Here is a 15,241-nt window from a genome sequence, read left to right as displayed (position 1 = left end):
GTTCAACTCTCCCCTTCCGGCGCCCAGCCGTCGTTGTGCCACAGATGCAGCGTGGCGTAAGAACGCCACGGGCGCCAACGTTCGGCGTAGCGTTCTATCTGGCGCGGCGTCATGCCGGGAAAACGCTGTTTGATCAGATAATCGCCGGCCAGGAACACGTCCGGCCACGACCAGGCGCGCATCGCGATATAGCTGGCGGTCCAGCTGCCGATGCCCGGCAGCGCGGTCAGCGCCTTGATGCCCCGCTCGATATCCAGCACGTTGTCGAGCTGCAGCCGCCCTTCGCCCAGCGCGCGGGCGATCTCGATCAGCGCCGCCGCGCGCTTCAGCTGCACCCCGAGCGGGCGCAGTTCTTCGGGCTGCAGCCGCGCCACCCGTTCTGCGGTGGGGAAGACATGGGTGATGCCCTCATGCGGCGTCGCCAGGGCTTCCCCCCAGCGTTCGGCCATCCGCCCGGCGAAGGTCGCCGCCATTTTTACGCTGACCAACTGGCCCAGCACCGCCCGCGCCGCCTGCTCGAAACTGTTCACGCAGCCCGGCAGGCGCAGCCCCGGCGCATCGGCCGCCAGCGAGCCCAGCGCCTCATTGATGCGATCCGGCGCGGCGTCCAGATCAAACAGCAGGCGCACCCGGCGCAACACCTCCGTCGTCACCAGACTGAGCGCAGGCGCGATCTCGACCCGAACCCGATTGCGCGCCTCTTCCGGCTGCACGCTGACCCAGCCGCAGTGTTCCGTGCCGCCCTGGCTGACGGCGATCGAGCGCAGGTAACGGCGTCCGTCGACCCGTTCCACGCCCTGCACGGCGCGCGCCTGCAAGAAATTCAGCATGCGCTCCCAGTCATAGGGCGGCCGATAGCCCAGGTGAAACACCAGCCCGCTGGCGGCGGCCCGTTCACCGCGCGCGCCGCCGCTGCGCAGCGCTGACGGGATCAGGCGGTAGCGCGCCTTGAACAGCTCGTTGAAACGCCGCAGGCTGCCGAAGCCGGCGGCGAACGCCACCTCGCTGAGCGGCAGATCGGTATCCGCCAGCAGGCGCTTGGCTTGCAGCAGCCGGTGCGACTGCGCGTAATCGATCGGCGAAGCGCCAAACTGTTCGGCGAAGATGCGCCGCAGATGGCGATCGGAAATGCCCAGCCGCGCCGCCAGCGCTTCGCAGCTGTGTTCGGACAGATATCCCTGCTCGATGAGCTGCACCGCCACCTGCGCATAACGGTTGCCCAGATCGATCAGCGCCAGACCGGGCGCCAGCTCCGGCCGGCATTTGAGGCAGGGGCGAAACCCCGCCAGTTCAGCCGCCGCCGCGCTCGGATAAAAGGTGCAATTTTCCCGCTTCGGCGTGCGGGCGCTGCACACCGGACGGCAATAGATACCGGTTGAAGAGACGCCGACGAAAAAGCGTCCGTCGAATTTGCGGTCACGCGCGCGCAGCGCGTCGTACAACGCTTGCTGTTGAGTATTCATGGCAACGCTCGGGGTCGGTTTTTTCGGCATTATGGGGCTCGGCTGGCGCGCTGACGTGCGGAATTCGGACATTAAGTTACGCGCCTTCCCGCCGTCCAGATTAGCGATTGTCTTTAATGATTATGCGTCTTAACAGCGTTCAGACGCACCATTTTTACCGCCACCGACATAAAGCCCCGCAGCCCGACGATTTATTGCCCCTGGCGCGGTACCCCCAATGCCCGACGCATCAGCCCATCGAAGGCGCGATCGGACAACAAGCGCCGCAGAAAAATCAACGGTTTCGCGCCAAACCCCACCGCATAGCGCGTTTTCGGACGATGGGCGGCGACGGCTTTGGCGATCGTATCGGCAATCACGCTCGGCGGCGATTGCCGTTTCTTGCTGGCGTCGCTGACCATGGCGTGGGCGACAGCATGAGCCTGAGCGGCGTACTCGCTCTGGCCGGAAACGCCGATCAGTTTTTCCGCGGCGATATCCGCCCATTCACTCTGGATGCCGCCGGGTTCGATCACCACGACGTCGATGCCGAAAGGTTGCACCTCCATGCGCAGACAGTCGCTGATGGCCTCCAAGGCGAATTTGGTGCCGTGATACCAACCGCCCAGCGGCGTATGTATTTTTCCGCCCATCGACGTAATATTGATGACGGTGCCGGAGCGCTGCGCTCGCATGTGCGGCAAAATCAGCTGCGTCAGCCGAACCGCACCGAACACATTCACATCAAATTGAGCGCGAGCCTCATCCGCAGAAACGTCTTCAATAGCGCCATAGGAGCCGTAGCCGGCGTTATTGACCAGCACATCGATACGCCCCGTTTCGGCGATGATGGTCTTTACCGCCTGCGCCATGGAAGCATCGTCGGTGACGTCCAACGGCAAAACGCGAATGCCAGCGGCAACCAGAGCCTGCATGCGCTCAACCCGGCGGGCGGCCGCATAAACGGTGTGCCCGCGCTGCTTTAACGTGACGGCGGTGGCTTCACCAATACCGGACGAAGCGCCGGTCACCAGGATCACTTTGGACTTCATACTGACTGCTCCTTATTAGGATGATTGCGTTGGCGACTGCCTGCGCAGTCTGTATGTTGTCCACTTTAAGCGACGGGCCCTGCCGCAACCATGTCGAACCGCGCCAATCAACTCGCAGAATGCGCCAACGTGAACAGCGCCTCTCGGCTAATTCAGCCGCATCGCCTGGCGAGCCGCTTCCGGCGTTTGCCCTGTCCATTCGTGAAAGGCGCGAAAGAAAGAGTTCGGCTCTTCAAAACCGAGCAAAAAGGCAATCTCTCCGCTGGTAAGGGTCGAATGCTTAAGATAGTGGCGCGCCAATTTTTCCCGGGTGCCATTGCTCAGCGAACGAAAACTCTCGCCCTCATCTTCCAGACGCCGCTGCAGCGTCCGGCGGCTCATGCCCAATCTTGCCGCCACCGCATCGATGCCGGCGGTATTGCTGGGAATCAACTCCAGCAGCACCGCACAAACGCGCTCTCCGGTGGTTGCCGTGGCGTCCAGTTCACTGAGGCGACGACGCAGCTCGGGTTCGAAAACGCGCCACATGCCCTCATTCACTGTCAAAAAGGGACGCAAGGCATCTGCGGAGGAGAAAGTAATGCCCGGCCCTGCCCCAGGCGTTACCGCGCAGCCGAAGAAGGCTGCCAAGGGGCGTGAAAGGGCTGCAGGCGGCAGTTCAGGCAAGGTGATACGGCGCGCTTTTACCGGTTCGCGCGTGGCAAGCTGCGCCAGCCGAACATAAAATGCCAGCTCAGCCACCAGCAAAGACGCCGGTACTGCCTCCTCCGCCAACAGCCAGCGGGGTGAAATCGTCATTTCGCCTTCAGGGCCGATGGCGAGCTCCAGGCTCATCGGCGCCGTAAGTTGCTTGTATTTCGCTAACCGCTGGACAGCTTGCGCCAGATTGGCGCTGCACAGGGCGGCGAATATCGGAGGGTCAAACGATTCCGTTGACATCAGCGCAACGATTTTCAACGGAAACAACGGGTCGCCCGTTCCTTCCTCCATCGCGCGCCAGAAGCGGAAATATTCTTCCGTTGTGATCCCTTCAGCGGTGCGTGACAACAGATCTTCAGGCAATGCAGCCCGGCGTAAAACATCCGTCGGCTGGAGTCCCAGATCTTTCAGCAGGGTTCGCCAGCCGATATTCATGAGAAAGGTAGAGTTGCGCGTCATGGAATCCTCATCGCAGAGTCATAGGGAAAGGCATTCCCCGCTCGGAATACCTGTTGAGTATAAAGAAATGGCGTGCGTCTTGATGGGCGAAGCACGCCATTTTCATAGCCGACTGTGCCATTGCTGCGGCTTGAGCGTTATTCACACTGAGAAAGTTCGCGCACGCTAAATTTTTCGACACTCGCGCATTGGCGCATTGCCCGCCGGCCCCGTCTCGGGTAAAGTCGCCCCCCTTCATTGGCATGGGGACAAAAAAGAGATGTTTATTGGATTCGACTACGGGACAGCCAACTGTTCCGTTGCAGTGATGCGCGACCACGGCCCCGAGCTGTTGACGCTGGAAAACAACGCGCCCTATCTGCCTTCGATGCTGTGCGCGCCGACCCGCGAAGCGGTGAGCGAATGCCTGCACCGCCATTGGCAGATCCCGACCGGCAGCGAAGAAAACCAGCAGTTGCTGCGCCGCGCCATCAGTTACAACCGCGAAGAAGACATTCCGGTCAACGGCGACAGCGTGCTGTTCGGTCTGCAGGCGCTGGCGCACTACATGGAAGATCCGGAAGAGGTGTACTTCGTGCGCTCGCCGAAATCCTTCCTCGGGGCCAACGGCCTGAAACCGCAGCAGATCGCGCTGTTCGAAGACCTGGTGTGCGCCATGATGTTCCACATCAAACGCCAGGCGGAAAACGTGCTGCAGACCGGCATCGATCAGGCGGTGATCGGCCGGCCGATCAACTTCCAGGGCATCGGCGGCGACGAAGCCAACCGGCAGGCGCAGGGCATTTTGCAGCGCGCCGCCGAACGCGCCGGTTTCAAGGACATTGAATTCCAGTTCGAGCCGGTGGCGGCGGGGCTGGACTTCGAAGCGACGCTGAGCGAAGAGCAAACCGTGCTGGTGGTGGACATCGGCGGCGGCACCACCGACTGCTCGGTGCTGCTGATGGGGCCGCAGTGGCGCGACCGCGCCGATCGCCAGCAGAGCCTGCTGGGCCACAGCGGCTGCCGGGTCGGCGGTAACGATCTGGACATCATGCTGGCCTTCAAACAGCTGATGCCGCTGTTCGGCCTGGGCGGCGAAACCGCGAAAGGCATCGCCCTGCCGGCGCTGCCTTACTGGAATGCGGTGGCGACCAACGACGTGCCGGCGCAAAACGATTTCTACAGCGCCGCCAATGGCCGCGTGCTGCGCGATCTGATCCTCGACGCGGCGGAGCCGGAAAAGGTCAAGCGCCTGCTGAAAGTGTACCAGCAGCGCCTGAGCTACCGATTGGTGCGGGCGGCAGAAGAGAGTAAGATCGCCCTGTCCGGCCAAACGGCCATCAGCGCGCCGCTCAATTTCGTGCAGGCCGATCTGGCGGAGAACATCAGCCAGGCTCAGCTCGCCGACGCCATCTCGCAGCCGTTGATGCGCATTCAGGAGCAGGTCAGCGCCGCGCTGGCCAGCAGCCAGACCGCGCCGCAGGTGATCTACCTGACCGGCGGCAGCGCGCGCTCCCCCCTGCTGCGCGCCGCGCTGCAACAGCAGCTGCCGGGCATTCCGATCGTCGGCGGCAACGACTTCGGCTCGGTCACCGCCGGGCTGGCGCGCTGGGCGCAAACGCTGTTCCGTTGACTGCCCACGGGCGCGGCTCGCCGCGCCCTTGTTCATTGGAGGCTATGCATCATGTCGACCATCCTTACCCTCGACAGCGCCAGGCTGCGGCTGCGCCCCTGGCGTGATGACGATCTGCCGGCCTTCGCCGCGCTCAACGCCGATCCGCAGGTGATGCGCTATTTCCCGGCGCCGATGACGGCCGAGGGAAGCCGCGCGCAGGCCGAACGCATCCGCGCCTTCATGCAACAACACGGCTGGGGGCTGTGGGCGGTGGAAGTGAAAGGCGGCGCGCCCTTTATCGGTTTTGTCGGGCTGGCGCGGCCGGGCGACGACCTGCCTTGCGCCCCCTGCGTGGAGATTGGCTGGCGGCTGGCGGCGGCCCACTGGGGCAACGGCTACGCCGCAGAGGCGGCGCGCGCCGCGCTGGCGTGCGCCTTCGACACGCTGCACTTGCCGGAAGTGGTGTCCTTCACCGCCGAAGATAACCAGCCGTCGCGCCGGGTGATGACGCGCATCGGCATGCGCTTCGACGGCGAAACCTTCCTGCACCCGCGTCTGCCGGCGGGCCATCCGCTGCAACAGCACGTCTTGTACCGGCTGAACCGGCAAACGTGGCGCGAACGCCACGGCAATTAATACAGCGTATCCTTCAGTCGCTGCGGCAGCGCGCTGTCGTACTCCTCACCGTCGAAGCGCGTTTGGCTCACCGCGGCCAAAATATGGCCGGGGCTGGGCAGCGCCGAACGTTCGAGGCGGCTGCCCTCTTCCCACAATCCCGAACGCAAGATCGCCCGGCTGCACTGGAAGAACACCGCCTCCACCCGAATGCGCAGCACCGAACGCGGCAACTGGTTGCGGTGGGCGAAGCGCTGCAGCACCGCCGGCGCCACCACGATCTCCGCCCGCCCGTTAATCCGCAGCGTTTCGCCGATGCCGGGGATCAGCAACAGCAGCGCCACCCGGTTATCGTGCAGGATATTGCGCAGGCTATCGATGCGATTATTGCCGCGCCGGTCCGGCAGCAGCAGGGTTTTCTCGTCTTCGATCTGGATAAAACCGGCCGGATCGCCGCGCGGGGAGACATCCATGCCGTCCGGCCCGACGGTCGAGAGGGCGGCAAACGGCGCCGCCTCGATAAACGGACGGTACGCCGGGTGGATATAGCTGACTTCTTTAAAAACCGAGGGCGCGGCGGGTTTGCCGTAAAGCTGTTCCAGCGCCGCGAGGTCGTTGATGATATCGCCAGACATTGCAGTTTCCTGAATAAGTCATATTGACCCCTTCAGCATAGAGCAAAATCGCCGGCGACTCTTACTCAGCGCTGGCGTGGTTCAGCGTCTGAATGTCGTCCGCATCCAGCGTCAGGCGGGTGGCGCTGACCAACTCATCCAACTGCGGCAACGAGGTGGCGCTGACGATTGGCGCGGTGATGCTCGGGCGCGCAATCAGCCAGGCCAGCGAGACCTGCGCCGGGGAGCTGCCGTGTTTGCCCGCCACCTGATCCAGCGCCGCCAGAATGCGGAAACCGCGCGGGTTCAGGTAGCGTTCGACGATGCGATCGCCGCGCTGGCTTTTGCCCTCGTCCGCTTTGCTGCGGTATTTGCCGGTCAGAAAACCACTGGCCAGCGCGAAGAAATTGATCACCCCGAGCCCGTGGCGCTGCGCCACGCCTTCCAGCTCGGCTTCATACCCTTCGCGCGCATACAGATTGTACTCCGGCTGCAGGGTTTCGTAGCGCGCCAATCCGTTGCTTTCGCTCACCCGCAGCGCTTCTTCCAGGCGATCCGCCTGATAGTTGGAGGCGCCGATCGCCCGCACCTTGCCGGCCTTGATCAGCACATCGAACGCCGCCAGCGTCTCTTCCAGCGGCGTATCGCGGTCATCGTCGTGCGACTGGTAGAGATCGATATAATCGGTTTGCAGACGGCGCAGCGAATCTTCCACCGCCTGCTGAATATAGCGCGGCGACAGCCCCTGTTTGCCTTCGCCCATCGGTTTGCCCACCTTGGTGGCGATGATCACCTGGTCGCGCTTGCCGCTCTTCTTCAGCCATTCGCCGATGACGGTTTCCGATTCGCCGCCCCGGTTGCCCGGCGCCCAGCTGGAATAGACGTCGGCGGTATCGATAAAGTTGAGCTGATTGTCCACCAGCGCATCCAGCAGACTGAACGAGGTCGCTTGATCCGCCGTCCAGCCGAACACGTTGCCGCCAAAGGTCAACGCCGGCACCTGAATGCCCGAACGGCCCAGTTGTTTCTTGCTCATCACAAAGGCTCCATGGGTTAAATGATTTGCCTGTTAATTATTAGCGCCAAATGCAGGAAATCGTTAAAACGTATTGGCTATAAGCCGGAATAAATCACTTATAAACATAGCACGCGCAAATCACCCACTTATTAAGACAATGCTGACGGTTCCTCCATATTTCCTTCATTTTTATGCCGTCTTCGCTGGCTAAACTAGTATCCTGTAAGGAGTGTCATTTTTGTGGCAATGAGTGCCCGCGCCCCTGCCTTTTGGAGAGAATTTTCACCACCATGAATGCAAAACCCCAACGTCGTTCCCTGCTGCTGCGCCTGCTGGCTGCGGCGATTGCGATCATCGTCGCCGTTCTGGCCTGGCGCCATTTCAGCGCCGTTCAACCGACCGCCGGGACGACGCCGGGCGCGCACCAGGCCGCCGGTAAAACGGGAGCGGGCCGCGCGGCGGGCGGCAGACGCGGCGCGCCGATGTCGCCGGTGCAGGCGGCGACAGCCACGCAACAAACCGTGCCGCGCTATCTTTCCGGCTTGGGCACCGCCACCGCCGCCAATACCGTGACCGTCACCAGCCGGGTCGATGGCCAACTGATGGCGATCCACTTTACCGAAGGCCAGCAGGTCAAAGCCGGCGATCTGCTGGCGGAGATCGATCCCCGGCCGTTCCAGGTGCAGCTGACCCAGGCTCAGGGGCAGTTGGCAAAAGATCAGGCCACGCTGGCCAACGCCCGGCGCGATCTGGCGCGCTATCAGCAGTTGGTGAAAACCAATCTGGTTTCCCGTCAGGAGCTGGATACGCAGGCCTCGCTGGTGCAGCAGACCGAAGGCGCGATCAAGGCCGATCAGGGCGCGGTCGACAGCGCCAAACTGCAGATCACCTACAGCCGCATCACTGCGCCAATCGACGGCCGCGTCGGCCTGAAACTGGTCGACGTCGGCAACTATGTCACCAGCGGCAGCACCACCGGTCTGGTGGTGATCACGCAGACGCACCCGATCGACGTAGTGTTCACGCTGCCTGAAGGCAACATCGCCGATCTGCTCAAGGCGCAAAAAGCCGGGCCGGTGAGCGTCGAAGCCTGGGATCGCACCAACCAGAACAAGCTGACGACCGGTTCGCTGCTGAGCCTGGACAACCAAATTGATACCGCCACCGGCACCATCAAGCTGAAAGCGCGTTTCGCCAACGAAGATGACGCGCTGTTCCCCAACCAGTTCGTCAACGCGCGGCTGCAGGTGGATACCCTGCACGACGCGGTGGTGATCCCGACCGCCGCGCTGCAGATGGGCAACGAGGGCAACTTCGTCTGGACGCTCGGCGAAGACAACAAGGTCAGCAAACATCGGGTCACCGCCGGCGTGCAGGACAGCCGGCAGGTGGTGATCAGCGCCGGCCTCAACGCCGGCGATCGGGTGGTGACCGACGGCATCGATCGCCTGACCGAAGGCATGCAGGTGGAAGTGCTCGCGCCGAGCGAAGCGCCTGCGGCGGCCAACCCCAAGCGCGAACCTGACGTTCAGAGGAAGTCCTGATGCAGGTGATGCCTCCCAACGCCGGCGGCGGTCCGTCCCGCCTGTTTATTCTGCGCCCGGTCGCCACCACGCTGCTGATGGTGGCGATATTGCTGGCGGGGATTATCGGCTATCGCGCGCTGCCGGTGTCCGCCCTGCCGGAGGTGGATTACCCCACCATCCAGGTGGTGACGCTATACCCCGGCGCCAGCCCGGACGTGGTGACCTCCGCCATTACCGCGCCGCTGGAACGCCAGTTCGGCCAGATGTCCGGCCTGAAGCAAATGGCGTCGCAAAGCGCCGGCGGCGCCTCGGTGGTGACGCTGCAGTTCCAGCTGGCGCTGCCGCTCGACGTCGCGGAGCAGGAAGTGCAGGCGGCGATCAACGCCGCCACCAACCTGCTGCCGAACGATCTGCCCTACCCGCCGATCTACAGCAAGGTTAACCCCGCCGATCCGCCGATCCTGACGCTGGCCGTGACCTCCACCGCCATGCCGATGACGCAGGTGGAAGACATGGTGGAAACCCGCGTGGCGCAAAAAATTTCTCAGGTGACCGGCGTCGGCCTGGTGACCCTGGCCGGCGGCCAACGCCCGGCGGTGCGCGTAAAATTGAACGCCGCGGCGGTCGCCGCCTATGGCCTGGACAGTGAAACCATCCGCGCCGCCATCAGCAACGCCAACGTCAACTCGGCGAAAGGCAGCCTTGACGGCCCGACCCGATCGGTCACCTTGTCCGCCAACGACCAAATGAAATCTGCCGACGACTATCGCCAGCTGATCGTCGCCTATCAGAACGGTGCGGCGATCCGCCTGCAGGATATCGCCACCATCGAACAAGGGGCGGAAAACACCCGGCTGGCGGCCTGGGCCAACAAGCAGCAGGCGATCGTGCTGAACATTCAGCGCCAGCCCGGCGTCAACGTCATCACCACCGCCGACAGCATCCGCGAAATGCTGCCGACGCTGATTAAAAGCCTGCCCAAATCGGTCGACGTCAAGGTGTTGACCGATCGCACCACCACCATCCGCGCCTCGGTCAGCGACGTGCAGTTCGAGCTGCTGCTGGCGATCGCGCTGGTGGTGATGGTGATCTACGTGTTCCTGCGCAACGTGCCGGCGACCATTATCCCCAGCGTGGCGGTGCCGCTGTCGCTGGTCGGCACCTTCGCCGCCATGTATTTCCTCGGCTTCTCCATCAACAACCTGACGCTGATGGCATTAACCATCGCCACCGGTTTCGTGGTGGATGACGCCATCGTGGTGATCGAGAACATCTCGCGCTACATCGAGAAAGGGGAAAAACCGCTCGACGCCGCGTTGAAAGGGGCCGGCGAGATCGGCTTCACCATCATCTCGCTGACCTTCTCGCTGGTGGCAGTGCTGATCCCGCTGCTGTTCATGGGCGACATCGTCGGCCGCCTGTTCCGCGAGTTCGCCGTGACGCTGGCGGTGGCGATTTTGATCTCCGCCGTGGTATCGCTGACGCTGACGCCGATGATGTGCGCCCGCATGCTCAGCCACGAATCGCTGCGCAAGCAGAACCGCTTCTCCGCCGCCTCCGAGCGCTTTTTCGAGCGGGTGATCGCGCGATACGGCCAGTGGCTGAAAACGGTGCTTAACCACCCCTGGCTGACGCTCGGCGTGGCCGTGGGCACCCTGGCGCTGACGGTGTTGCTGTACCTGCTGATCCCGAAAGGCTTCTTCCCGGTGCAGGACAACGGCATCATTCAGGGCACGCTGGAGGCGCCGCAGAGCGTTTCGTTCAGCAATATGGCCGAGCGCCAGCAGCAGGTCGCGGCGCAGATCCTCAAGGATCCGGCGGTGGAAAGCCTGACCTCGTTTGTCGGCGTCGACGGCAGCAACGCCACGCTCAACAGCGGCCGGTTGCAGATCAACCTGAAGCCGCTGAGCGAACGCAGCGACCGCATTCCGGCGATCATCAGCCGCCTGCAGCAGCAAACGGCGCAGTTTCCCGGCGTGAAGCTGTACCTGCAGCCGGTGCAGGATCTGACCATCGATACCCAGGTCAGCCGCACCCAGTACCAGTTCACCCTGCAGGCGATGTCGCTGGACGATCTCAGCCTGTGGGTGCCGCAGCTGATGGATGAGCTGAAACAAACCCCGCAGTTGGCGGACGTCACCAGCGACTGGCAGGATCAGGGGTTGGTGGCCTACGTCAACGTCGATCGCGATTCGGCCTCCCGCCTCGGCGTCACCATGAGCGACGTGGACAATGCGCTGTACAACGCGTTCGGCCAGCGCCTGATCTCCACCATCTACACCCAGGCCAACCAATACCGCGTGGTGCTGGAGCACGACGTCAGCGCGACACCGGGGTTGGCGGCGCTCAATGAGATCCGTCTGAGCGGCAACGATGGCGCCGTGGTGCCGCTGAGCGCCATCGCCAAAATCGAAGAGCGCTTCGGCCCGCTGTCGGTCAACCATCTCGATCAGTTCCCGTCGGCCACCGTTTCGTTCAACGTCGCCGACGGCTACTCGCTCGGCGAGGCGGTGGACGCGGTCACCCAGGCGGAAAAAAATCTCAACATGCCAAGGGACATCACTACCCAATTCCAGGGGGCGACCCTGGCCTTCCAGGCGGCGCTCGGCAGCACGCTGTGGCTGATTTTGGCGGCGGTGGTGGCGATGTACATCGTGCTGGGCGTGCTGTATGAAAGCTTCATTCATCCGGTCACCATCCTCTCCACCCTGCCGACCGCCGGGGTCGGCGCGCTGCTCGCGCTGATGATGGCCGGCAGCGAGCTGGACGTGATCGCCATCATCGGCATCATCCTGCTGATCGGCATCGTGAAGAAGAACGCCATCATGATGATCGACTTCGCGCTGGCGGCGGAACGCGAGCAGGGCTTATCGCCGCGCGACGCCATCTATCAGGCCTGCCTGCTGCGTTTCCGGCCGATCCTGATGACCACGCTGGCGGCCCTGCTCGGCGCGCTGCCGCTGATGCTGAGCACCGGCGTCGGCGCGGAGCTGCGGCATCCGCTCGGCGTCTGTATGGTCGGCGGTTTGATCATGAGCCAGATCCTGACGCTGTTCACCACGCCGGTGATCTACCTGCTGTTTGACAAACTGGCGCGCAACACGCATCGCCAGCCGGATACGCAGGAGTTGCCGTGAGATTCTTCGCCCTGTTCATTCACCGGCCGGTGGCCACCACCCTGCTGACGCTGGCCATCGCCATCAGCGGCGCGATCGGCTTTCGCCTGTTGCCGGTATCGCCACTGCCGCAGGTGGATTTTCCGGTGATTTCGATCAGCGCGTCGCTGCCGGGCGCCTCGCCGGAAACCATGGCGTCTTCGGTGGCGACGCCGCTGGAGCGCGCGCTGGGCCGCATCGCCGGGGTTAACGAAATGACGTCGATGAGCTCGCTCGGCAGTACCCGGGTCATTTTGCAGTTCGATCTCGATCGCGACATCAACGGCGCCGCGCGCGACGTGCAGGCGGCGATTAACGCCGCGCAAAGCCTGCTGCCGACCGGCATGCCGAGCCGCCCCAGCTACCGCAAGGTCAACCCTTCCGACGCGCCGATCATGATCCTGACGCTGACCTCGGACACCTACAGCCAGGGGCAGCTTTACGATTTCGCCTCCACCCAGCTGGCGCAGAAGATCAGCCAGACTGAGGGCGTCGGCGACGTTTCCGTAGGCGGCAGCTCGCTGCCGGCGGTGCGGGTGGAGCTGAACCCTTCGGCGCTGTTCAATCAGGGCGTGTCGCTGGACACCGTACGGCAGGCCATCGCCAACGCCAACGTGCGCCGCCCGCAGGGCGCCGTGGAAAACCCGCAGCAGCGCTGGCAGATCCAGGCCAATGACGCGCTGAAAACCGCCGACGCCTACCGCCCGCTGATCGTTCATTACAACAACGGCTCGGCGGTGCGTTTAGCCGACGTGGCCGAGGTCAAAGACTCGGTGCAAGACGTGCGCAACGCCGGGATGACCGACGCCAAACCGGCGATCATTCTGGCCATCAGCCGCGCGCCGGACGCCAACATCATCGAAACCGTCGATCGCATTCGCGCCGAGCTGCCCGCCCTGCAGGAGAATATCCCGGCCTCGATTCAACTCAACGTCGCACAGGATCGTTCGCCGACCATCCGCGCGTCGCTGGCCGAGGTGGAACAGTCGCTGGCGATCGCCATCGGGCTGGTGATCCTGGTGGTGTTCATCTTCCTGCGCTCCGGGCGCGCCACGCTGATCCCGGCGGTCGCCGTACCGGTATCGCTGATCGGCTCGTTCGCCGCCATGTATCTGTGCGGGTTCAGCCTCAACAACCTGTCGCTGATGGCGCTGACCATCGCCACCGGCTTTGTGGTGGACGACGCCATCGTAGTGCTGGAAAACATTTCCCGCCACGTCGAGGCCGGCATGAAACCGATCAACGCCGCGCTGCTGGGCGCGCGGGAGGTCGGTTTCACCGTGCTGTCGATGAGCGTTTCGCTGGTGGCGGTGTTTATCCCGCTGCTGCTGATGGAAGGCCTGCCCGGCCGGCTATTCCGCGAGTTCGCCGTCACCCTGTCGGTGTCGATCGGGCTGTCGCTGATCGTCTCGCTGACGCTCACGCCGATGATGTGCGCCTACCTGTTGCGCCACCAGCCGCCGCGTTCGCAGCGGCGGGCGCGCGGCTTCGGCAAAATGCTGCTGGCGCTGCAGCAGGGCTACGGGCGCTCGCTGAACTGGGTGCTCGGCCACTCTCGCTGGGTGCTGGCGGTGTTCCTCGCCACCGTTGCGCTCAACGTCTGGCTGTATATCAGCATCCCGAAAACCTTCTTCCCGGAACAGGATACCGGGCGTCTGATGGGCTTTATTCAGGCCGACCAAAGCATTTCGTTCCAGGCAATGCGCGGCAAACTGGAAGACTTCATGAAAATCGTGCGCGAAGATCCGGACGTGGAAAACGTCACCGGTTTTACCGGCGGTTCGCGCACCAACAGCGGTTCGATGTTCATCTCACTGAAACCCCTGTCGGTACGCAGCGACGACGCGCAGAAAGTGATCGCCCGCCTGCGCGCCCGCCTGGCCAAAGAACCGGGCGCCAGCCTGTTTTTGATGGCGGTGCAGGATATCCGCGTCGGCGGCCGGCAGGCCAACGCCAGCTACCAATATACGTTGCTGGCGGACGATCTCGCCGCGCTGCGCGAATGGGAGCCGAAGATCCGCACCGCGCTGGCCGCATTGCCCGAGCTGGCGGACGTCAACTCGGATCAGCAGGATAAAGGCTCGGAGATGGATCTGGTCTACGATCGCGAAACCATGGCGCGCCTCGGCATTTCGGTGTCCGACGCCAACAACCTGTTGAACAACGCCTTCGGCCAGCGACAGATTTCGACCATCTACCAACCGCTCAACCAATACAAAGTCGTGATGGAAGTGGCGCCGCCCTACACCCAGGACGTGAGCTCGCTGGACAAAATGTTCATCATCAACAACGAAGGCAAAGCGATACCGCTCTCCTACTTCGCCAGTTGGCGGCCGGCCAACGCGCCGCTGTCGGTCAACCATCAGGGGCTGTCCGCCGCCTCGACCGTCTCCTTTAACCTGCCGGACGGCGGCAGCCTGTCGGACGCCACCGCGGCGATAGAGCGCACCATGACTCAGCTCGGCGTGCCGTCCACGGTGCGCGGCGCGTTCGCCGGCACCGCCCAGGTGTTCCAGGACACCCTGAAGTCGCAGCTGATCCTGATCCTGGCGGCGATCGCCACGGTGTATATCGTGCTCGGCGTGCTGTATGAGAGCTATATCCATCCGCTGACCATCCTTTCCACGCTGCCTTCCGCCGGCGTGGGGGCGCTGCTGGCGCTCGAGCTGTTCGGCGCGCCGTTCAGCCTGATCGCGCTGATCGGCATCATGCTGTTGATCGGCATCGTGAAGAAAAACGCCATCATGATGGTCGACTTCGCGCTCGAAGCGCAGCGCAACGGCGGCATCAGCGCCCGCGAGGCGATTTTCCAGGCCAGCCTGCTGCGTTTCCGGCCGATCATGATGACCACGCTGGCGGCGTTGTTCGGCGCGCTGCCGTTGGTGCTGACCAGCGGCGACGGCGCGGAGCTGCGCCAGCCGCTCGGCATCACCATCGCCGGCGGCCTGGTGATGAGCCAGCTGCTGACGCTGTACACCACCCCGGTGGTCTACCTTTACTTCGACCGGCTGCAGGCGAAGTTCCGCCGCAACAAGCAACTGGCTCCGCTGCCCCATTAATGGCCGAC

General features: G+C 63.5%; 10 protein-coding genes. 5 read left to right on the top strand and 5 right to left on the bottom strand.

What is annotated here, in order from left to right; translation table 11 throughout:
- Positions 1–2: 2 nt before the first annotated feature.
- The 3 genes from alkA to ACJ8PL_RS22190 all read right to left on the bottom strand — a co-directional run bounded on the left by alkA (position 3) and on the right by ACJ8PL_RS22190 (position 3,652).
- Positions 3–1,493, bottom strand: a complete 1,491-nt coding sequence (alkA, locus tag ACJ8PL_RS22200; protein WP_033639658.1) for a DNA-3-methyladenine glycosylase 2 — start codon at positions 1,491–1,493, stop codon at positions 3–5.
- Positions 1,494–1,654: 161 nt separating this feature from the next.
- Positions 1,655–2,494 carry an oxidoreductase gene (locus tag ACJ8PL_RS22195; RefSeq protein ID WP_016926715.1) on the bottom strand — a complete coding sequence of 280 codons (840 nt, stop codon included), beginning with the start codon at positions 2,492–2,494 and terminating at the stop codon, positions 1,655–1,657.
- A 147-nt stretch (positions 2,495–2,641) separates the two neighbouring features.
- Positions 2,642–3,652, bottom strand: a complete 1,011-nt coding sequence (locus tag ACJ8PL_RS22190) for an AraC family transcriptional regulator (protein WP_033644051.1) — start codon at positions 3,650–3,652, stop codon at positions 2,642–2,644.
- A gap of 259 nt (positions 3,653–3,911) precedes the next feature.
- Here ACJ8PL_RS22190 and yegD point away from each other — a divergent pair, with 259 nt between their 5' ends.
- Both yegD and ACJ8PL_RS22180 read left to right on the top strand, forming a co-directional pair.
- On the top strand, positions 3,912–5,264 hold the full coding sequence (gene yegD / locus ACJ8PL_RS22185; protein WP_033639655.1) for a molecular chaperone: 1,353 nt from the start codon (positions 3,912–3,914) through the stop codon (positions 5,262–5,264).
- 51 nt (positions 5,265–5,315) lie between these two features.
- On the top strand, positions 5,316–5,882 hold the full coding sequence (locus ACJ8PL_RS22180; protein ID WP_342097717.1) for a GNAT family N-acetyltransferase: 567 nt from the start codon (positions 5,316–5,318) through the stop codon (positions 5,880–5,882).
- Here ACJ8PL_RS22180 and ACJ8PL_RS22175 read toward each other — a convergent pair.
- Together ACJ8PL_RS22175 and ACJ8PL_RS22170 are read right to left on the bottom strand one after the other, a co-directional pair.
- Positions 5,879–6,496, bottom strand: a complete 618-nt coding sequence (locus ACJ8PL_RS22175) for a pyridoxamine 5'-phosphate oxidase family protein (RefSeq protein WP_016926711.1) — start codon at positions 6,494–6,496, stop codon at positions 5,879–5,881. The two genes, ACJ8PL_RS22180 and ACJ8PL_RS22175, sit on opposite strands and share 4 nt — an antisense overlap.
- 61 nt (positions 6,497–6,557) lie before the next feature.
- Positions 6,558–7,511, bottom strand: coding sequence for an aldo/keto reductase (locus ACJ8PL_RS22170; protein WP_442531397.1), 954 nt, complete (start codon positions 7,509–7,511; stop codon positions 6,558–6,560).
- Between the two features lie 272 nt (positions 7,512–7,783).
- Here ACJ8PL_RS22170 and ACJ8PL_RS22165 point away from each other — a divergent pair, with 272 nt between their 5' ends.
- The 3 genes from ACJ8PL_RS22165 to mdtC are packed head-to-tail and all read left to right on the top strand — an operon-like array spanning position 7,784 to position 15,233.
- Positions 7,784–9,037: an MdtA/MuxA family multidrug efflux RND transporter periplasmic adaptor subunit gene (locus ACJ8PL_RS22165; protein WP_097101553.1), complete on the top strand. Its 1,254-nt coding sequence runs from the start codon at positions 7,784–7,786 to the stop codon at positions 9,035–9,037.
- Positions 9,037–12,156 (top strand): MdtB/MuxB family multidrug efflux RND transporter permease subunit, encoded by a 3,120-nt coding sequence (locus ACJ8PL_RS22160; protein ID WP_016926708.1) that lies wholly within the window; start codon positions 9,037–9,039, stop codon positions 12,154–12,156. The genes ACJ8PL_RS22165 and ACJ8PL_RS22160 overlap by 1 nt, the downstream gene beginning before the upstream one ends.
- Entirely contained in the window at positions 12,153–15,233 is a 3,081-nt protein-coding gene (mdtC, locus tag ACJ8PL_RS22155; RefSeq protein WP_016926707.1) for a multidrug efflux RND transporter permease subunit MdtC, read from the top strand. The genes ACJ8PL_RS22160 and mdtC overlap by 4 nt, the downstream gene beginning before the upstream one ends.
- Positions 15,234–15,241: the final 8 nt, after the last annotated feature.

The sequence above is a fragment of the Serratia sp. CY83965 genome, from assembly GCF_052166375.1.
GTDB classification, from domain to species: Bacteria; Pseudomonadota; Gammaproteobacteria; order Enterobacterales; family Enterobacteriaceae; genus Serratia; species Serratia marcescens.
This window is presented reverse-complemented; position numbering and strand designations above follow the sequence as displayed.